The organism is Methylobacterium brachiatum (assembly GCF_020523825.1).
Classification (GTDB): Bacteria; Pseudomonadota; Alphaproteobacteria; order Rhizobiales; family Beijerinckiaceae; genus Methylobacterium; species Methylobacterium brachiatum.
In genome coordinates this window covers 58088-77224 of record NZ_JAJALK010000003.1, presented here as the reverse complement: position 1 = coordinate 77224, position 19137 = coordinate 58088, and the positions used below count along the sequence as shown (strand labels likewise).

20 protein-coding genes are annotated in these 19137 nt (G+C 69.8%); 6 read left to right on the top strand and 14 right to left on the bottom strand.

Annotated features, from left to right (window positions below; genetic code table 11):
- Positions 1–150 precede the first annotated feature (150 nt).
- On the top strand, positions 151–825 hold the full coding sequence (locus LGR69_RS07380; protein ID WP_230365628.1) for an RluA family pseudouridine synthase: 675 nt from the start codon (positions 151–153) through the stop codon (positions 823–825).
- A 164-nt stretch (positions 826–989) separates the two neighbouring features.
- On the opposite strand, the gene mtaB is transcribed toward LGR69_RS07380, so the two are convergent.
- Positions 990–2216 carry a tRNA (N(6)-L-threonylcarbamoyladenosine(37)-C(2))-methylthiotransferase MtaB gene (gene mtaB / locus LGR69_RS07375; protein ID WP_230365627.1) on the bottom strand — a complete coding sequence of 409 codons (1227 nt, stop codon included), beginning with the start codon at positions 2214–2216 and terminating at the stop codon, positions 990–992.
- Positions 2216–3103, bottom strand: a complete 888-nt coding sequence (dapF, locus tag LGR69_RS07370) for a diaminopimelate epimerase (protein ID WP_230365626.1) — start codon at positions 3101–3103, stop codon at positions 2216–2218. The genes mtaB and dapF overlap by 1 nt, the downstream gene beginning before the upstream one ends.
- A 198-nt stretch (positions 3104–3301) precedes the next feature.
- On the opposite strand from dapF, the gene LGR69_RS07365 reads away from it, so the two are divergent.
- From LGR69_RS07365 to tam, 5 genes are all read left to right on the top strand, one after another.
- Positions 3302–4045, top strand: coding sequence for a GyrI-like domain-containing protein (locus LGR69_RS07365; RefSeq protein ID WP_230365625.1), 744 nt, complete (start codon positions 3302–3304; stop codon positions 4043–4045).
- Between the two features lie 313 nt (positions 4046–4358).
- Entirely contained in the window at positions 4359–5120 is a 762-nt protein-coding gene (locus LGR69_RS07360; RefSeq protein WP_230365624.1) for an endonuclease III domain-containing protein, read from the top strand.
- Positions 5121–5213: 93 nt separating this feature from the next.
- Complete coding sequence (trpS, locus tag LGR69_RS07355) at positions 5214–6278, top strand: tryptophan--tRNA ligase (protein WP_091863097.1); 1065 nt, start codon at positions 5214–5216, stop codon at positions 6276–6278.
- Positions 6275–6994, top strand: coding sequence for a haloacid dehalogenase type II (locus LGR69_RS07350; protein ID WP_007561894.1), 720 nt, complete (start codon positions 6275–6277; stop codon positions 6992–6994). The genes trpS and LGR69_RS07350 overlap by 4 nt, the downstream gene beginning before the upstream one ends.
- Positions 6995–7017: 23 nt before the next feature.
- Entirely contained in the window at positions 7018–7800 is a 783-nt protein-coding gene (gene tam, locus LGR69_RS07345; RefSeq protein ID WP_007561892.1) for a trans-aconitate 2-methyltransferase, read from the top strand.
- Between the two features lie 109 nt (positions 7801–7909).
- On the opposite strand, the gene LGR69_RS07340 is transcribed toward tam, so the two are convergent.
- From LGR69_RS07340 to aroQ, 12 genes are all read right to left on the bottom strand, one after another.
- Complete coding sequence (locus tag LGR69_RS07340; protein ID WP_007561889.1) at positions 7910–8563, bottom strand: pyridoxamine 5'-phosphate oxidase family protein; 654 nt, start codon at positions 8561–8563, stop codon at positions 7910–7912.
- A gap of 171 nt (positions 8564–8734) precedes the next feature.
- Positions 8735–9754, bottom strand: a complete 1020-nt coding sequence (gene ilvC / locus LGR69_RS07335) for a ketol-acid reductoisomerase (RefSeq protein WP_147854888.1) — start codon at positions 9752–9754, stop codon at positions 8735–8737.
- A gap of 35 nt (positions 9755–9789) precedes the next feature.
- Positions 9790–10455, bottom strand: coding sequence for a TetR/AcrR family transcriptional regulator C-terminal domain-containing protein (locus LGR69_RS07330; protein ID WP_050733278.1), 666 nt, complete (start codon positions 10453–10455; stop codon positions 9790–9792).
- Between the two features lie 78 nt (positions 10456–10533).
- Positions 10534–11178 (bottom strand): glutathione S-transferase family protein, encoded by a 645-nt coding sequence (locus LGR69_RS07325; protein WP_230365623.1) that lies wholly within the window; start codon positions 11176–11178, stop codon positions 10534–10536.
- A complete protein-coding gene (locus LGR69_RS07320; RefSeq protein ID WP_230365622.1) occupies positions 11175–11579 on the bottom strand; it encodes a type II toxin-antitoxin system PemK/MazF family toxin in 405 nt (134 codons plus the stop codon). The genes LGR69_RS07325 and LGR69_RS07320 overlap by 4 nt, the downstream gene beginning before the upstream one ends.
- Positions 11557–11853 carry an AbrB/MazE/SpoVT family DNA-binding domain-containing protein gene (locus LGR69_RS07315; RefSeq protein ID WP_230365621.1) on the bottom strand — a complete coding sequence of 99 codons (297 nt, stop codon included), beginning with the start codon at positions 11851–11853 and terminating at the stop codon, positions 11557–11559. The genes LGR69_RS07320 and LGR69_RS07315 overlap by 23 nt, the downstream gene beginning before the upstream one ends.
- A 53-nt stretch (positions 11854–11906) precedes the next feature.
- Positions 11907–12449, bottom strand: a complete 543-nt coding sequence (ilvN, locus tag LGR69_RS07310; protein ID WP_007561879.1) for an acetolactate synthase small subunit — start codon at positions 12447–12449, stop codon at positions 11907–11909.
- Positions 12450–12545: 96 nt separating this feature from the next.
- Positions 12546–14321, bottom strand: a complete 1776-nt coding sequence (locus LGR69_RS07305; protein WP_230365620.1) for an acetolactate synthase 3 large subunit — start codon at positions 14319–14321, stop codon at positions 12546–12548.
- A 422-nt stretch (positions 14322–14743) separates the two neighbouring features.
- Positions 14744–16189: an amidase gene (locus LGR69_RS07300; protein ID WP_230365619.1), complete on the bottom strand. Its 1446-nt coding sequence runs from the start codon at positions 16187–16189 to the stop codon at positions 14744–14746.
- 262 nt (positions 16190–16451) lie between these two features.
- The gene (pyrC, locus tag LGR69_RS07295; protein WP_230365618.1) at positions 16452–17534 is read right to left on the bottom strand and encodes a dihydroorotase; all 1083 of its coding nucleotides are present in this window, start codon (positions 17532–17534) and stop codon (positions 16452–16454) included.
- Between the two features lie 13 nt (positions 17535–17547).
- A complete protein-coding gene (locus tag LGR69_RS07290; RefSeq protein WP_007561866.1) occupies positions 17548–18249 on the bottom strand; it encodes an orotate phosphoribosyltransferase in 702 nt (233 codons plus the stop codon).
- A 133-nt stretch (positions 18250–18382) separates the two neighbouring features.
- A complete protein-coding gene (gene aroQ, locus LGR69_RS07285) occupies positions 18383–18835 on the bottom strand; it encodes a type II 3-dehydroquinate dehydratase (RefSeq protein ID WP_091863105.1) in 453 nt (150 codons plus the stop codon).
- Positions 18836–19137: the final 302 nt, after the last annotated feature.

The following is a 19137-nucleotide window of genomic DNA, read 5'->3' as shown; positions in this document are numbered from 1 at the left end:
TCCTCGCCCCAGCTTGCCGACCCGATGCCGAACCCCTAGAGCCGTTGCCGACCGCGTTGCAAACGGCAACGGCTCCAAGTCCTTGGTTTGACGCGCTCGCCTGCGCCGAACCGGCCGCCGCTTCGGCGGCGCGCGCCCTGGCCCGACCGGATGTCCCTCACCTTCGACATAGGTGCCCGCCTCCTCTACCGCGATGCCCTGCTGCTCGTCATCGACAAGCCGCCGGGCCTGCCGGTCCATCCAGGCCCGCGCGGCGGCGAGACCCTGACCGACCATCTCGACGGCCTGCGCTTCGGCCTGCCCCGCCGCCCCGAGGCCGCGCACCGGCTCGACCGCGACACCTCCGGCTGCCTGGCGCTCGGCCGCCACGCCAAGGCGCTCGCGCGGCTCGGCAAGCTGTTTGCCGGCAGCGCCGTGGACAAGACCTACTGGGCCGTGGTCGAGGGCGGCCCCGACGCGGAAACCGGCCGGATCGACCTGCCGCTGGCCCGCCGCTCCGACGATCCGCGCTCCTGGTGGATGAAGGCCGACCCGGCGGGCGACCCGGCCCTGACCCATTGGCGCGTCCTGGGCCGCGCCGGCGGCCGGACCTGGCTGGAGCTGAAGCCGGTCACCGGCCGCACACACCAGCTCCGGGTCCATTGCGCCGCCTCCGGCTGGCCGATCCTCGGGGATCCGATCTACGGCAGCGGCCCCCGAGGCGGCAGCCTGCACCTGCACGCGCGGACGCTGACGATCCCGCTCTACCCGAAGCGGGAGGCGATCAGCATTGAGGCGCCGCCGCCAGGGCATATCGCGGACGCCGTGGCGGAGATGGGCGGCTAGACCGGCATTCGGTTTCTGGTGACGGTTTCGCGGCGCCAGCCGTCATGGCGAGCGTAGCGAAGCGAGCTAGGGATACGCCTCGTTCGGAAACCGTGCGGTGCACTTGGTTGCTTCGCTGCGCTCGCAATGACGGTGCGGATAAGAATGCTGCGGTTTGAGGGGCTTCACGCAGCGATCAGCCGCGCCCCGTCATGCCCCGCGATCGTGACCGCGTGGAACGTCCCCGCCTCCGCCTCTCCGGCCAGCCGCACCGGCGTGAAATCCGCGCTCCGACCGGTGCCGCCGCGCTCGGCCAGGACCGTCAGCGTGCGCCCGACCTGGCCGTTGAGGTGCCGGCGCAGGGCGGCGGCGCCGGCCGCGCGCAGGCGGGCGGCGCGGTCGCGGATCGCGTCCGGCGCCACCGGGGGCATGCGGGCGGCCGGCGTCCCGGGGCGGGGGGAATAGGGGAAGACGTGCAGATGCGTCAGCCCGCACTCGGCCACGAGGTCGAGGGAGCGGGCGAACTGGTCCTCGGTCTCGGTGGGGAAGCCCGCGATCAGGTCGGCGCCGAACACCACGTCGGGGCGCAGGGCGCGGACCGTCGCGCAGAAACGGATCGCGTCGGCGCGGCTGTGGCGGCGCTTCATCCGCTTCAGGATCAGGTCGTCGCCGGCCTGAAGGGACAGGTGCAGGTGCGGCATCAGCCGCTCCTCCTCGACGAGCGCGGCGAGCAGCGCGTCGTCGACTTCCACCGAGTCGATCGAGGAGATGCGCAGGCGCGCGAGCTCCGGCACCGCCCGCAGGATCGCCCGCACGAGGCCCCCGAGGGAGAGCGACGGTTCGGGCAGGTCGCGGCCATAGGCGGTGAGGTCGACGCCGGTGAGCACGACCTCGCGGCCGCCATGGGCCACGATGGTCTCGACCTGCGCGACGACCTCGGCCACCGGCACCGAGCGGGAGGTGCCGCGGCCGAATGGGATGACGCAGAAGGTGCAGCGATGGTCGCAGCCGTTCTGCACCGGCACGAAGGCCCGCGTATGGCCGGCGATCGCGTCGATCCGGGTCGGCGCCACGGTGCGGGCCGCCATCACGGCGCCCGGGCCGGTGGCGGCGGGCGACCAGCCCGCGGGGCTCAGCTTCTCGGCATTGCCGACGAGGCGCGCGACTTCCGGCATGGCCGCGTAGGCCTCGGTCTCGACCTCGGCGCCGCAGCCGGTGACCACGATCTCGGTGCCGGGCCGCACCCGGGCGATCCGGCGGATCGCCTTGCGGGCCTGGCGGCCGGCCTCCTGGGTCACCGCGCAGGTGTTGACCACCACACGGTCGCGCCCGTCGGCGGCCGCATGGACGCGCAGGGCCTCCGATTCCACGGTGTTGAGCCGGCACCCGAAGGTCAGGGTCTCGACGCCCATCAGGTGGCGCCGGAAAACAGCTCCGGCGCCAGATTGCCCTCGGCGACGAGCGCGACCGGGCCGGTCATCAGGACATGGTCGTCGGCGCGCCATTCCACGAACAATTCGCCCCCGGGGAGCCGGACATGGGCCTGCCGGCCGATCATCCGCAGGCGCGAGGCCGCCACCACGGTGGCGCAGGCGGCGGTGCCGCAGGCGAGCGTCAGCCCGGCGCCGCGCTCCCAGACCCGCAGGGTGATCGCCTCGCGCTCGGTCACCTGCGCGATTGAGATGTTGGCGCGCTCCGGGAAGAGCGGGTGGTTCTCCAGCATCGGCCCGATCCGGGCGAGGTCGTAGGAGGCGGGATCCCGGTCCACGAAGAACACCGCGTGCGGGTTGCCCATGTTGACGGCGGCCGGCGAGTGCAGGATCGGCTCGTCGATCGGGCCGATCTGCAATTCGATCCGCCGCGTGTCGGGGAACGGCTCGGACAGGGGGATCTCGTCCCAGGCGAGCTTCGGACGGCCCATATCCACCGTGAAGGCGCGCTCCGAGATCCGGCGCACGCCGACCCGCCCGGCCGCCGTCTCCAGGACCAGCCTGCCGCCCTCGGCGGGGCGGGCCATGGCCGGGTCGTCGAGCATCGCGTAGGCGACGCAGCGCGTGCCGTTGCCGCAGGCGCCGGCTTCCGAGCCGTCGGTGTTGTAGATCCGCATGAACGCGTCGGTGCCGGGGCTCACGGGATCGTGCAGCACCATGAGCTGGTCGAAGCTCGAGCCGGGATCCTGCGCGATCGCCCGCGCCTCCTCGGGCCGGACTTTGACGGTCGAGCCGCGCAGGTCCAGCACCACGATCGCGTTGCCGGCGCCGTGCATCTTCAGGAAGCGTCTATGGGCGAGTGCGCTCATGCGGCCAGAAGCTTTGAGGGGATCGAGCGGCTATATGGCAAACCCGCTCGCCCGACGCGAGGGGGGCCGGCAGCGTGGCAGATGCGCCGCACCCGCCGCTCTCGTGCCCCGCGCCCTCGCGGGCGGGCCGGATCGCCACTAGGTTAGCCGGCGGGAGCCCACGCGACGATCCGCCGGGACCCGACCGGAGCGCCACCCGTGATCCGCCTTCGTTCTCTCGTCGCTCTCTCGACCGCCCTGCTGCTCGCAGCCGGCGGTCCCCTGGCCGCGCAGCAGCAGCCGGCACCGCCACCCTCCACGGCGCCGGCGCCCGCCCAGACCAGTCCGCTGCCGACCACCACGGCCCCCAACCCGGTCGCCGACCCGAACAAGAGCGCCGCCCCGGCGCCGCAGCAGGCGGTGGCCCCGCCCCCCGCCGGCCAGGCCGCCGTGGGGACACCCGGGCGGCCGACGCTGATCGAGAAACCCGGCGAGCCCGGCGACGTCGACGAAGTCACCCTGCCGGCCAAGCCCGCCGCGATCGTCTCGGGCAAGACCAAGTGGGAGGAGGCTATCGTCAACCTGACCAAGGCCTTCACGCGGATCGAGGCGGATCTCGCCAAGCTCGGCATCACTCCGGCGGGCCGGCCGCTGGCGGTGTTCACCCGCACCGACGATGACGGTTTCGAGTTCGAGGCGATGATCCCGGTGGCCGCAGCCCCGAACCCGGCCCCCGCCGAGGCGGACGGAATGCGCTTCGGCACGACGCCGTCCGGCAAGGCCCTGCGCTTCCCCCACCGGGGCTCCTACGAGTCGATCGACGGCACCTACGAGACGCTGACGGCCTATCTCGACGCCAAGGACATCGTGGTCCAGGACCGCTTCGTCGAGGAATACGCCACCGACCTCAAGGACGGCACCGACGACAACCTCGACGTGAATATCTTCGCGCTGGTGAAGTAGGCTGCTGGAACACGGCCACAGAAAGAATTCTTGTTCTCTTCGGCAGACGAAAGGTCGCCGGAGGGTAATCGTCCGCCCTGTCATCCCGGGGCCGCGAGGCGGAGCCCGGGAATGACCGTGTGACTCATCCGGCCGTCGGTCCATCTTCGATCATAGAACGACATTCGGCAGCGCCTTGATCTGCCGAATAGCCGTTCCCTCGCGCGACGATCCAATAATCCCATGCGCACGTCGCGTGGCCTCGGCCGATGGACAGATCGCCGCTGGTTTCGGCGCCCCGGAACAGCGGCGGCGGCTTGCGGATTCCCCGTGCATGCCGACGTCCCTGTTCCCCACCCCCTCCGCACCGCCGTCGCGCCGTAGGGCCGCGCCGTCGCCGGCCGACCCGGCGGTCGCCGACAAGGCGCTCGCGATCCATGCCCGGCTCTGCCCGGTCTATGGCTGCCCGATCCCGTATTTCCACAGTCTCGATCCGGTCAGCGAGCTGGTCTCGTCGCTGCTCTCGCACCGGACCCGCAACGCCGAATCCGGTCGGGCCTTCAAGGCCCTGCGCGCCCGTTTCCCGGATTGGGAGTCGGTGATCGACGCGGAGGTGCCGGAGATCCAGGCGGCCATCGCCGGCGTGACCTGGCCGGAGCTGAAGGCGCCGCGGATCCGCGAGGTGCTCATCGCCGTGCGCGAGCGCTGCGGCAGCCTCGACCTCGCCTTCCTGGGCGACATGGATGTCGCGGCGGCCCGGGCCTGGCTGGAGGCGATCCCCGGGATCGGCCCCAAGACCAGCGCGGCGGTGCTGTCGTTCTCGACCCTGCGGATGCCGGCCCTTCCGGTGGACAGCCACCACCACCGGGTCGCCCAGCGCCTCGGCTTGATCGGGCCCCGGGTCGATGTCGGGCCCTCGCACGCGATCCTGCGGGCGCAGCTGCCGTCCGACTGGAGCGCGCAGGCGCTCTACGACAATCACGAGATCCTGATGCTGCATGGCCAGCAGGTCTGCCACCATCGCCGCCCCGCCTGCGGGCGCTGCGTGCTGGTCGATCTCTGCCCGAGCGCGGCCCTCGGCGCGCGGGAGCCGTGACGGCATCCTTGACCGGTCCGGGCCGCGGGTGCGAGTAACCCCGCGCCCGGCAGGCGCGGAGCCCCGGCGTCTTCGTTTTCAGGATCGGCGCCGATGGCCGCGTTCACCGAATTGGTCTTCTCGGGCGTCCAGCCCACCGGCAACCTGCATCTGGGCAATTACCTCGGGGCGGTGAAGCGCTTCGTGGAGATGCAGGGGCGCGAGGCGCAGTGCCTGTACTGCGTGGTCGACCTGCACGCGATCACCGTCTGGCAGGACCCGGAGGCCCTGCGCGGCCAGATCCGCGAGGTCACGGCCGCGTTCCTGGCCGCCGGCATCGATCCGAAGCGCTCGATCGTGTTCAACCAGAGCCAGGTGCCCCAGCACGCCGAGCTCGCCTGGGTGTTCAACTGCGTCGCGCGGCTGGGCTGGCTGAACCGCATGACCCAGTTCAAGGAGAAGGCCGGCAAGGACCGGGAGAACGCCTCGATCGGGCTCTACGATTACCCGGTGCTGATGGCGGCCGACATCCTGGCCTACCGGGCCACCCACGTCCCCGTGGGCGAGGACCAGAAGCAGCATCTGGAGCTGACCCGGGACATCGCCCAGAAGTTCAACACCGATTTCGCGAAGTCGATCGCGGCCCACGGCCACGGCGAGGGGTTCTTCCCGATCACCGAGCCGCTGATCGGCGGGCCGGCGGCGCGTGTCATGTCGCTTCGGGATGGGTCCAAAAAAATGTCGAAGTCGGACCCGTCCGACAACGCGCGCATCAACCTCACCGACGAGGCCGACACGATCGCCCAGAAGATCCGGCGGGCAAAGACCGACTCCGAGCCCCTGCCCTCCGAGATCGCGGGTCTCAAGGAGCGGCCGGAGGCCGACAACCTCGTGGGGATCTACGCCGCGCTCGCCGGCATCACCCGCGAGGCGGTGCTGCGCGATTTCGGCGGGGCGCAATTCTCGACCTTCAAGCCGGCTTTGGCCGACCTCGCGGTGACGAACCTCGCGCCGATCGCCGGGGAGATGCGCCGGCTGACCGCCGATCCCGGTCATATCGACGCCGTGCTGGCCGACGGCGCCGGGCGAGCCGAGACGATCGCGGCCCAGACCCTCGACGCGGTCAAGGACATCGTCGGCTTCGTCCGCCGGAGCCCGAACCTCCAGGCGGTCCGGTGACGGTCCGGGCGCTCGTCTTCGACGTCTTCGGGACGCTCGTCGACTGGCGCTCCGGGGTCGCCCGGGAGGCTGCGCGCCTGCTCGCCCCCTACGCCCCCGCGCTCGATGCCGGCGCCTTCGCCGATGCCGATTCTTTCGCCGATACTTGGCGCGCCCGCTACAACCCCTCGATGGAGACCGTGCGCTCCGGCGCCCGGCCCTTCGTCGACCTCGACACCCTGCAGGCGGAATCCCTGCCCGACGTGCTGGCGCAGTTCGGCATCGCGGGCGTGCCCGAGGACGTGCGGCGGGAGCTGGTCCAGGCCTGGCACCGGCTCGACGCCTGGCCCGAGGTGCCCGACGCCATGCGCCGGCTGCGGGAGCGGCACCTCCTGGCGCCGAACTCCAACGGCCATGTCCGGCTGATGGCCGACCTCGCCCGGCGCAACGGCTTCGTCTTCGACGCGATCCTGGGCGCCGGGTATTCCCGCGACTACAAGCCCAAACCCGCGCTCTACCGCGACGCGGTGGCGGCCTTCGGCTTCGCGCCGGCGGAGACCCTGATGGTCGCCGCCCATTCGAACGACCTCGCGGCGGCGGCGAGCCACGGCCTGTCCACCGCACACATCGCCCGGCCGCACGAGCACGGGCCCGGCGGTGGCGAAACCGCGCCCAGCGTCCCGGTGACTTACGCCGCCCGGGACCTCGCGGACCTGGCCGACCAGCTCGGCTGCTGACGAGAGACGAAAGGGGGAGCACGATGGCCGATTGGAACCCCGCCCTCTACACCCGCTTCGAGGACGAGCGCACCCGCCCGGCGGCCGAGCTCCTGGCCCGGGTGCCCCTCGACGCCCCGCGCCTCGCCTACGATCTCGGCTGCGGCCCCGGCAATTCGACGGCCCTGATCACGGCGTGCTTCCCCGAGGCCGAGGTGATCGGCCTCGACACCTCGCCCGCCATGCTCGAGAGCGCGCGGACCCGGTTGCCGGGCCTCGCCTTCGCGCTGGCCGACGCCGCGACCTGGACACCGGAGCGGGCGCCGGACCTGATCTACGCCAACGCCGTGCTGCAATGGCTGCCCGACCATCCGGTGCTGCTGCCCCGATTGTTCGGGCTTCTGGCGCCCGGCGGCGTGCTGGCGGTGCAGATGCCAGACAATCTCGCTGAGCCCTCGCACCGGCTGATGCGCGAGACCGCCGCGTCCGGTCCCTGGGCTGAAGCGATCGGCGATCCGGCCGTGGCCGGGCGTGTCGGTCGGATGTTGGATCCGGCCGGCTATTACGACCTGCTGGCGCCGTTGGCCGCCGACCTGGATGTCTGGCGCACCGCCTATCATCACCCGATGGCGGATGCCGCCGCCATCGTCTCCTGGGTCCGGGCCACCGGGCTGCGCCCGTTCCTCGACCCGCTGGACCCGGACCAGACGGCCGGGTTCCTCGCCGCCTACGAAACCGCCATCGACGCCGGCTACCCGCCGCGCAGCGACGGCCGGCGGCTGCTGGCCTTCCCGCGGGTGTTCATCGTCGCCCGCAAGGGCGGGTAGCGGCCCCGGTTTCTGCGAGCCCGGTTGACATCGCGCGCTTCGTCGGACCGCCCCGCAGCCTCGCTTCGCGCACGCTCACACGGACGGTGAGCGTGCGTGGGCCGTCCGTTCAGGCCTCGCCGCGGGCGACCAGCGCCTCGTACTCGGCCACCTCGAGCTTGCCCTCCTGGGCGACCCGGGCCTTGTCCGCGTCGCTGATCACGTCGCCGGCGAGGTCGAGGCGCTTCCAGGAGGCGAGCGGGGTCTCGCGGCCGGGGGTCGGGACGTACTTGTTCTGCTCGAGCTTCTGGTACTTGTGGATGTAGCGCGGGCAGTTGACCCAGATCTTCTTCACCGCGACCTTCACCAGGTACTTGGCCTCGGTGTACTCGGCCATCAGGGCGTCGTCGCGCAGCAGCGTCGCGTGGCCCTGGACGCGGATCCGGTGCGGCGTCTCGAAATCGATGAACAGCAGGCCGACCTTGGCCTGACCCTCGATGTTGCCCATCGAGTAGAACATGCCGTTGCCGTCGAAGCCCGGGAACACGAGGGTGTTCTCGTCGAGCACCTTCACGAAGCCCTGGGGTCCGCCCTTGTACGAGACGGTCGGCATGCCGTCGGGATCGACGGTGGACAGGAAGAACATGTCCCGGGAGCCGATGAAGGCGCCCTCGTCCGGCCGGATGCTCTCGTGGACCCAGTCCTCGTCCAGGCGCACGGCGAGCTTGGTGGTGCCGAACTCGGTCTGCAGCGCCCGGTGGACGTCCGAATAGAGCGATGCCATGGCGTGTCCTCTCCAACCCTCTCCGGTCCTCATGCAGGCGGGACCGCTGGGGCGTTTATCGCCGGGAATGGCCGCGCTCGGCAACCGGCAATAGAAAAGGCCGGCCTCGCTTTCGCGTGACCGGCCCGCGCAGGCGCGGCCGGGCAGAGCCCGGCCGCGCGATCCGAACGATCAGTTGCGGGTCTTGTCGACCAGCGCCTTCTCGGAGATCCACGGCATCATGGCGCGGAGCTTGGTGCCGACCTCCTCGATCGGGTGGGTGGCGAGCTTGGCGCGGGTCGCCTTGAACGAGGTCTGGTTGACCTTGTTCTCCAGCATCCAGTTGCGGGTGAAGGTGCCCGACTGGATGTCGTTGAGCACGCGCTTCATCTCGGCCTTGGTCTCGGGCGTGACGATGCGCGGGCCGGTGACGTACTCGCCGTACTCGGCCGTGTTGGAGATCGAGTAGTTCATGTTGGCGATGCCGCCCTCGTAGATGAGGTCGACGATCAGCTTCACCTCGTGCAGGCACTCGAAATAGGCCATCTCGGGGGCGTAGCCCGCCTCGACCAGGGTCTCGAAGCCGGCCTTGATCAGCTCGACCAGGCCGCCGCAGAGCACGGCCTGCTCACCGAACAGGTCGGTCTCGCACTCTTCCTTGAAGGTGGTCTCGATGATGCCGGCGCGGCCGCCGCCATTGGCCGAGGCGTAGGACAGGCCGAGATCGTGGGCGTTGCCGGAGGCGTCCTGGGCGATGGCGATCAGGGTCGGCACGCCGCCGCCGCGCAGGTACTCGGAGCGCACGGTGTGGCCGGGGCCCTTCGGGGCGACCATCAGGACGTCGAGGTCCTTGCGCGGCTCGATCAGGTTGAAGTGGACGTTGAGGCCGTGGGCGAACAGGAGGGCAGCGCCCTGCTTCATGTTGCCCTCGAGGGACTCGCGGTAGATGTCGCCCTGCAGCTCGTCCGGGGTGAGCATCATCACCACGTCGGCCCACTTGGCGGCCTCGGCCACCGACAGGACCTTGAAGCCCTCATGCTCCGCCTTCTTGGCGGTGGCGGAGCCCTCGCGCAGGGCGATGACGATGTCCTTCACGCCGGAATCGCGCAGGTTGAGCGCGTGGGCGTGGCCCTGGCTGCCGTAGCCGACGATGGCGACCTTCTTGCCCTTGATCAGGTTCAGGTCGGCGTCGCGATCGTAATAAACCCGCATGTCGGTTTCCTCTTCGGTGTTGGTTTCGGGTTGGGTTAGGCCTTCGCCCGGCCGTACAGGGCCAGGAACTGCTCCACGGCGCGGTCCGCGTCGCGCCGGATCTCATCCTCGCCGAGGTCGAGCGCCTCGCCGAGCAGTAATCGGATCTGAATATCGCGGCCGACGAGGCCGAAGAAGGTCCGGAACGCCGCCTCGCTGTCCGCGAAGGCGAGCAGCCCGGCATCGCGCCCGGCCTCCAGCACCGGCTTCACCCGCTCGCCGATGGCGAAGCGGCCGTTCGCCAGCACGATGCCGCCGAGATTGCTCTTGCGCGAGCCGGCATGGGCCACGGCGATCCGGTTCAGCGCCACCGACGTGCGGCTGGTGATCACCGTCAGCCACGAGACCGCGAAGTCCTGAAGATGCTCCCGCAGGGTCGCCCCGTCGAGGGCCTGCACGGCCGCCCCTCCGGCATGGACCCGGGATGCCTGCCACCGCACCGTCGCGGTGAGCAGCCCGTCGCGGTCGCCGAACCACTTGTACAAGGTCTCCTTGGAGCAGCTCGCCCGGCGCGCCACGGCGTCCATGGTGAGCTGGTCCCCGTCCTCGACCATGAGGGCGAGCACGGCGTCGAGCACCGCCTGCTGGCGCACGGACGGCGTGGCCGGCGCCTCGGCGCCCGCCTCCACCGTCTCCTGCCGCTCTGCGAGGCTCGACCGCATCGTTTCCAGTACCGTACCGTACGGTACGCTCGATAGAGCGATTCGCCGGGCGCTGCAAGGGGCCCGGCTGGGCTGGATTCAGGCCGGCAGGGCCAGCCCTTCGCGGGCGAACACCGCCCGCACCGCCGGCCGCTCGGCGACCCTGCGGGCATGGGCGTGCCAGGCCGGGAAGCGCGCGGGCATGTCGAACCGGAGCGACGCGCCGGAAGCCCAGACCCAGAAGACCATCAGGTAGGCGTCGACCACGCCGTACCGGTCCCCCACGGCCCAGCCGCCGTTCGAGAGGTGGACCTCGGTCATGGTGCAGAGATCGCCGTAGGTATCGGCGGCCTTGTCGCGGATGCCGGGAAACGCGTCCTCGTCGGCGGTGTAGCGCTCCGGCCGGCGGACATGCGCGTAGGCGACATGGTGGTTGGCGGCGAGCCAGCCGAGCCACTCGTCGGCCCGGGCCTGCTCGCGCAGGTCGGTGGGCCAAAAGCCCTTCTCGGGTACGGAGCGGGCGACGTGACGCAGGATCGCGGCGCATTCGGTCAGCACCCAGCCGTCCTCGACCAGGGCCGGCACCCGGCCGCGCTCGTTGATCGCGAGGTATTCCGGGGCGCGCTGGTCCCCGGCCGCGAGGTTCAGCTTGACGCCCTCGAACGGCAGCCCGGATTCCTCCAGGATGATGTGAGCGGCCAGCGAGCAGGCGCCAGGGGCGTAGTAGAGGGTGCGGGTTGTCATTCGGATTTTACCGTCAATGCTGAAGAAAGATCATCTGACCTAACGAAGGTCAGCCCGAGAAGCGTCCGCAGCTTGCCGCGCACTTCGGCGACGACTTCGTCCGGTGCCGACCCGAGGCTCCTCAGGATCCGGGCAGCCCGGTCGATCGATCGGACTTGGTCGACCAGCACGGCTCCCTTTACAGCGAGGCCAGCAGGCAGGAACACCTTCGTCGGCCACGGGTGCGGATTGCGCGTGATCGGGCAGATGATGACCCGGCGCGTCGGATGATTCATGTCCGGATCCGAGACGACGAGTGCCGGCCGTATGCCGTTCTGCTCCGTGCCGCGGACCGGTTCCAGATCGATCAGAAGCAATTCGCCCGGATGCGGTTGCCAATCAGTACGGGTCGTTGGCGTCATCGATGATCTCGGAACCGCGGTCGGGGCCCCAATCGACAGTCTCGGGCTCCGCCTCAGGTCCCAAGCGCCGTGCCTCGGCGATCATCTCTTCCATCGTATAGACAGGCAGGCCGTCGACATACCGGCGACCGTGCCATTGCCGAGGCTCCGCCGGTGGCGGGGTCTTCGACACAATCTCGACGGTCTCGCCCTCGCGGATGCCGAGTTCCTCGGCTTCCGCGCTGCTCAGCCGCACGACGAGATCTTCACCCCAGCGTATGACCTTGGCTTCCATCGCTCCGCCCCCCGCGAGGACGACGGAACATAGCAGATCCGAGCCGGCACTTCCTACAGCGGCTCCGATCCACGCCCCATGGCGCTGATGCCGGTGCGGCAGATCTCGACCAGGCCGATCACGCTCATCAGGCGCACGAACCGGTCGATCTCCTCGGTGGCGCCGGTGAGCTCGAACACGAAGGAGTTGAGCGTGGCGTCCAGCGTCTTGGCGCCGAAGGCGGCCGCGAGCCGCAGCGCCTCGCTGCGGTGCTCGCCCTCGCCCTTGACCTTCACGAGGCAGATCTCGCGCTCCAGCGCGTTGCCCTGGAGGGTCAAGTCCACGACCCGGTGGACCGGCACGAGCCGGTCGAGCTGCGCCTTGATCTGCTCGATCACGGCGTTGGTGCCGGCGGTCACGATGGTGATCCGCGAGATGTGGCGCGCCTCCTCGGTCTCGGAGACGGTCAGGCTCTCGATGTTGTAGCCGCGGCCGGAGAACATGCCGGAGATGCGGGCGAGCACGCCGGGCTCGTTGTCGACGATCACGGCGAGCGTGTGCCGGTTCACCGGCTCGACGCGCACGGCGTCGGGATAGTGGGTGTTCATCGCGTTCATGCCGGCTTCGTCCTCGTCGTCCAGTCCGTGCTCATCGGCGTCCGCACGCCGCCCATACGGCAGGCGGCGACCCCGAAAGGGCCGCCGCCAAACCCGTCACACCAGCATCTTGCCTTCCTCGGAGATCACGTCGCCGAGTTCGACGCCGGTCTCGCCGAGGTAATCGGACAGGAGCATCTCGTTATGCGCCTTGCCCGAGGGGATCATCGGGAAGCAGTTCTCGGTCTTGTCGACGATGCAGTCGAACAGGACCGGCCCGTCATAGGCCAGCATCTCCGCGATGGCCCCGTCGAGGTCGCCCGGCTTCTCGCAGCGCATGCCCTTGGCGCCGTAGGCCTCCGCCAGCTTGACGAAGTCCGGCAGGCTCTCGGAATAGCTCTGGGAGTAGCGCGAGCCGTGCAGCAGCTCCTGCCACTGCCGGACCATGCCCATGTACTCGTTGTTCAGGATGAACACCTTGACCGGCAGCCGGTACTGAACCGCCGTCGAGAGCTCCTGCATGTTCATCAGGATCGACGCCTCGCCGGCGATGTCGATCACCAGCCCCTTCGGGTGGGCGAGCTGGGTGCCGATCGCCGCCGGCAGGCCGTAGCCCATCGTGCCGAGGCCGCCCGACGTCATCCAGCGGTTCGGCTCGTCGTACTTGAAGTACTGCGCCGCCCACATCTGATGCTGGCCGACCTCCGTGGTGATGTAGGTCTCGCGGTCCTTGCAGGCCTCGTAGAGACGCTGCACGGCGTATTGCGGCTTGATGATCGTCCCCGACGGCCAGTAGGCGAGGCAGTCGCGGGCCTTCCAGGCGCCGATCTTCTGGAACCACGGATCGAGGTTGGATGTCTCCGGCCGCGACGGCAGGGCACGCCAGGCCTCCAGCATGTCGGCCAGCACCGAGGCGCAGTCGCCCACGATCCCGACATCGACCTTGACCACCTTGTTGATCGAGGAGGCGTCGACGTCGATGTGGATCTTCTTCGAGAACGGCGAGAACGCGTCGAGCCGGCCGGTGATCCGGTCGTCGAACCGGGCGCCGACGCAGATCATCACGTCGCACTCGTGCATCGCGAGGTTGGCCTCGTAGGTCCCGTGCATGCCGAGCATGCCCAGGAACTTCGGGTCCGTGCCCGGATATGCGCCGAGCCCCATCAGGGTCGAGGTGACCGGGAAGCCGGTCTCGGCGACGAGCTCACGCAGGAGCCGGGAGGCCTCCGGGCCGGAATTGATCACGCCGCCGCCGGTATAGAAGACCGGACGACGCGCGGTCGCCATCAGCTCGACCGCCGCGCGGATCCGGTCGCTGTCGCCCTTGACCGCCGGGCGGTAGGTCTTGTGGCTCGAGATCTCCGGGCGCTCGTAGAGGCCGGAGGCGAACTGGATGTCCTTGGGCAGGTCGACCACGACCGGGCCGGGCCGGCCATTGGCGGCGACGTAGAACGCCTCGTGCAGGATCCGCGGCAGGTCCTCGATCGATTTGACCAGGTAATTGTGCTTCGTGCAGTGGCGCGTGATGCCGACCGTGTCGCATTCCTGGAACGCGTCGGTGCCGATGAGATGCGTCGGAACCTGCCCGGTGATGCAGACGAGCGGGATCGAGTCGAGCAGCGCGTCGGTCAGGCCGGTGACGATGTTGGTGGCGCCGGGGCCGGACGTGACCAGCACGCAGCCGACCTTGCCGGACGAGCGCGCATAGCCCTCGGCCGCGTGGACGGCGCCCTGCTCATGCCGGACCAGCACGTGCTTCACCGCGTCCTGGTGGAACAGAGCGTCGTAGATCGGAAGTACGGCACCGCCCGGATAACCGAACAGCGTGTCCACGCCCTGATCCCGGAATGCCCGGATGACCATCTCGGCCCCGGTCATGACCTCGCCGCCCATGCTCTCCTCCTCCGCTCCCCGGATCGTCGGCGGCGGTCGTGCGCCGCCGGACGGACCGGTTCCTTTCGTCCTGCACCTTCGTCACGCGAGGCGGCATCCGCCTCGCCCGAAAGCACTGTGTTCGTCGGTATCTCGAACGCCTGGATCTCGTTGGCCGTGATGCGTCACCGGGCAGCGGGCAATAAAAAAGGGCCCCGAGGGACCCTGCATGCGCCACCGCTCGGATTGCAGCCCTGAATTAGGGCCGCCCCGTCGGTGACGCTTCCGCTACAATAAGAACCGCGTTCATCGGATATCCGAGCCTGCCTCGCGGCGATCGACAAATCCAGGATCGGATTCAGTCCAGTCGCACGTGAAGTGTTGGGCCTCATACCGGAGACCCGGGAACCGGTCAACGCGAAAGCCGAGGATCGGACGCGCGCTCAGTGCAGGGGCGGCGGGCAGCGGCGGACCCAGTTGCTCGCAGCGTCGTAGGCCGCGCCGAGCTGCAGGCAGGCGAGTTCGCCGTGATTGCGGGCGACGATCTGAATACCGGTCGGCAGCCCGGCCTCGCCGAAGCCCGCCGGGATATCGAGGGCCGGCAGGCCGGACATGGTCACCGGGACCACGGTCTGCATCCACCGGTGGTAGGTGTCCATCGGCCGGCCGCCGACCTCGCGGGGCCAGCGCAGGTTCTTGTCGAACGGGAAGACCTGCGCGCTCGGCATGACCAGGAAATCGTAGCGCTCCATGAACCGGCGCACGGTCTCGTACCAGCGGGTGCGCCCCTCCAGGGCGGCGGTGAGCCGGTCGATCGTGAGTTCGAGACCGCGTTCGGCCTCCCAGATCGCCTCGGGCTTCATCTGCGCCCGGTGGGCGGGCACGTCGTAGAGCGGCCGGAGCACCGGGGCGACCATCAAGGCCCGCAGGGTGATGAAGTCACGCCAGAGCTGCTCCATGTCGAACCGGGGCGCGGCCTCCTCGACCACGCAGCCGATCTCCGAGAAGGTCGCCAGCGCGGCGCGGCCGAGGTCGAGCACGCCGGGATCGAACGGGATCTGCCCGTCGAAATCCCCGAGCCAGGCGATCCGCGTCCCGCGGAAATCCCGGGCCAGCGGGCTCGCGAAGGCCGAGGGGTCCTGGCGGATCGTGTTCGGGCAGCGCGGATCGTAGCCCGCCTGCACCGACAGCATCAGGCCGATATCGGCCGGGCTGCGCCCGACGGCGCCGAGCACGGACATGCCGGGGGTGAACACGTCCTTGGTCTCGACCGGGATCCGGCCCCAGCTCGGGCGCAGGCCGTAGCAATTGTTGAAGGCCGGCGGGTTGCGCAGGGAACCGCCGAAATCGCTGCCATCGGCCACCGGCTGCAGCTTCAGGGCGACCGCCACCGCGGCGCCGCCGCTCGACCCGCCCGCACTTTTCTCCGGATCGTAGGCGTTGCCGGTGGCGCCGTAGACCGGATTGAAGCTGTGCGAGCCGAGCCCGAATTCGGGGATGTTGGTCTTGCCGATGAAGATCGCCCCGGCCGCACGCAGCCGGGCGACCATGATCGTGTCATTTTGCGCGATCCGGTCGGCGAAGATCGGCGACCCTTGCGTGAACGGCAGCCCGCGCACCGCATCGAGATCCTTCACGGCGAGCGGAAACCCGTGCAGCGGCCCTACGGCCTCGCCGCGGGCGAGCGCGGCATCCCGCGCCTCCGCCTCCTGCAGGAGCGCCGCATCGTCCTGCAGCCCGACGATGGCGTTGACCTGCGGATTGAGCCGGTGGATCCGCTCCAGATAGGCGCGCATGACATCCACGCAGGAAACGACCCGGCCGCGGATGGCGGCCGCGAGATCGACCGCGCCGAGCGCCGTGATGCCGTCCTGTCGCTCATCCTGCATGGTCGGGCTCCGATCGAGGTCTGCGGATTGGCATGACCAGTCACACGCCTGCGCGCGCGAAGGTCTAGTACTGGTGATCGTCGGAGAGGCAAGAGATGTGCTGGAATTCGGCCCACCATCCCGTCGCAGGCCCCCGCAACGTCATTGCGAGCGCAGCGAAGCAACCCAGGGAGCCCCGACGACCTGAAATCGCCCGCTGCCCTAGGTTGCTTCGCTGCGCTCGCAATGACGGAGAGGGCCGATGCCCCCTATCGGAGTGGTGTCAGACCACCGCCCAGGGCAGCGTCTCATCCCCCCGGAACACCACCACGGCGGTGTCTTCGACGGTCACCGCCTCGATCACGCGGCTCTCGCGGCGCTCGAGGGTGACGGTCGCCGCGTTGGGCTCGAGCCCGTGGAAGCGCGCGCCGTTCAGCGACGCGAAGGCCTCGAACCGGTCGAGCGCGCCTTCCTCGTCGAAGACCTGCACGTAGGTCTGCAGGGCGGTCGGGCCGCAGAACACGCCGGCGCAGCCGCAGGACGCCTCCTTGGCGCCGCGGACATGCGGGGCGGTGTCGGTGCCGAGGAAGAAGCAGGCCTCGCCCGAGGTCGCGGCCGCACGCAGGGCCAGGCGGTGACGCTCGCGCTTGGCCACCGGCAGGCAGTAGAGATGCGGGCGCAGGCCGCCCTGGAAGATGTGGGTGCGGTTGATGACGAGGTGGTGGGGCGTGATCGTCGCCGCCACCCGGCTCCGGTTGGCCCGCACCACGTCGAGGATCTCGGCGGTGGTGGCGTGCTCGACGGTGACCTTCAGGCCCTGGTGCCGGGCGAGCAGCGGGATCAGGCTGCCCTCCATGAAGGCGGCCTCGCGGTCGAAGATGTCGATCTCCGGGTCGGTGGCCTCGCCGTGGATCAGGAGCGGCATGCCGATCCGCTCCATCCGCTCCAGGACGGGTGCGAGCCCGATCAGGTCGGTGACGCCCGCATGCGAGTTCGTCGTCGCGCCGGCCGGGTAGAGCTTGGCGGCGATCCAGACCTTCTCGGTAAAGCCGCGTTCGATCTCGTCCGGGTCGGTGTCGTCCCGCAGGTAGCAGGTCATCAGCGGGGTGAAGTCGAGCCCCTCGGGCAGGGCCGCCAGGATCCGCTCGCGATAGGCGCGCGCGGCCGCCACCGTGGTCACCGGCGGGACCAGGTTCGGCATGATGATGCCCCGGGCGAACTGCGCGGCCGTGTAGGGCAGCACCGCCTTCAGCATCGCGCCGTCGCGCAGGTGGATGTGCCAGTCGTCCGGCCGGCGGATGGTGATCCGGTCGGCCGCGGTAGAGGCGGGGGGCTGCGCGGCGGGGAACAGGTCGGCGACGCTCATCGCTTGCGGCTCCTCAGCCCTGACCGAAGGAGGAGATGCCGCCATGGGCCGCCGACCATTCCGCCGGCCCGTTGAGGAAGCTCTCGACCTCGGCCAGCGTCTTCGGATCGAAGGTGCCCATCTCCTTGGCGACCGCCAGCACGTCCCACCAGGTCGTGAGGTAGTGCAGCTTGATCCCGGTCTCCTGCATCAGCGCGGCGCTGCCGGGGAAGATGTCGTAGTAGAACAGCACGAAGCAGTGATCGACCTGGGCGCCGGCATCGCGCAGGGCCTGGCAGAAATTGACCTTGCTGCGCCCGTCGGTGGCGAGATCCTCGACCAGCAGGGTCCGGGCGCCCTCGACCACCTCGCCCTCGATCTGGGCGTTGCGGCCGAAACCCTTCGGCTTCTTGCGCACATACTGCATCGGCAGCATCAGCCGGTCGGCGATCCAGGCGGCGAACGGGATGCCGGCGGTCTCGCCGCCCGCGATATGGGTGAGCGACTCGTAGCCGATCTCGCGCACGATCGTGGCGGTCGCGAAATCCATCAGCGTCGCGCGCAGGCGCGGGAACGAGATGATCTTGCGGCAATCGATATAGACCGGGCTGGCCCAGCCCGAGGTGAACTTGAACGGCTCGTCCTTGTAGAAATGGACGGCCTGGATCTCCAGGAACATCTTGGCCGCCTCGCGGGCGATCAGCGTCCGGTCGATGGGCAGGAAGGACGTGGTCATGCGGCGTGCGCGCTCCGCTGGGGGCACTCTCCGCCGGGGACCGGTTGAAGAGCGCGAGGATAGGGAAGGCCTGACCGGTCTCCTCCGCCCTGTCTCTGCCAGCGTCAACCCTGAAGCGGCCGCTATCCGCCGCTCAAGCCGCGCCGGCCCTGGCTCGCAGCTGCGCCAGATGCCGGATCGCGAGCGCGTAGCCGTGCGTCCCGAAGCCCGCCAGCACCGCGGTCGCGGCGAGGGAGATGTAGGAATGGTGCCGGAAGGCCTCGCGCCGGTGGACGTTCGAGATGTGGCACTCGATCACCGGCACCTCGCAGGTGTTGAGCGCGTCGAGGATCGCCACCGAAGTGTGGGTATAGGCCCCGGCATTGATCACGATGCCGGCGGACCCGACCCGGAAATCGTGGATCGCGTCGATCAGCGCGTGCTCGGCATTGCTCTGGCGGAAATCCACATCGAGGCCGAAGCCGGCGGCGGTCTCGCGGCACAGGGCCTCGACATCGGCCAGGGTCTCACGCCCGTAGATCTCCGGCTGCCGCTTGCCGAGCAGGTTCAGGTTCGGTCCGTTGAGGACCAGGATCGTGTCGTTCATCGCGTTCCCCGTCGCCCCGTGCGGCCGGCCTCGAGCCTCGATGCGCCGAGACCTTCGCTCGCCTGCTCCCACCCAAACCCTCATCCCGAGGTGCTCGCGAAGCGAGCCTCGAAGGAGCCCTCCAGGGATCGCGCGGCTGGCTGGAGGCCTCCTTCGAGGCCTCCGCTACGCTGCGGCACCTCAGGATGAGGGCGCGGGTTGGTTCGCCCCGTTGTGGCCGTGCGTTGGGTGAGCGTCAAACACACCTCTGCATTCGCCCTGTCACCGGCCCCGAGATGTCCCGCGCCGAAGGCGGCCCGGCT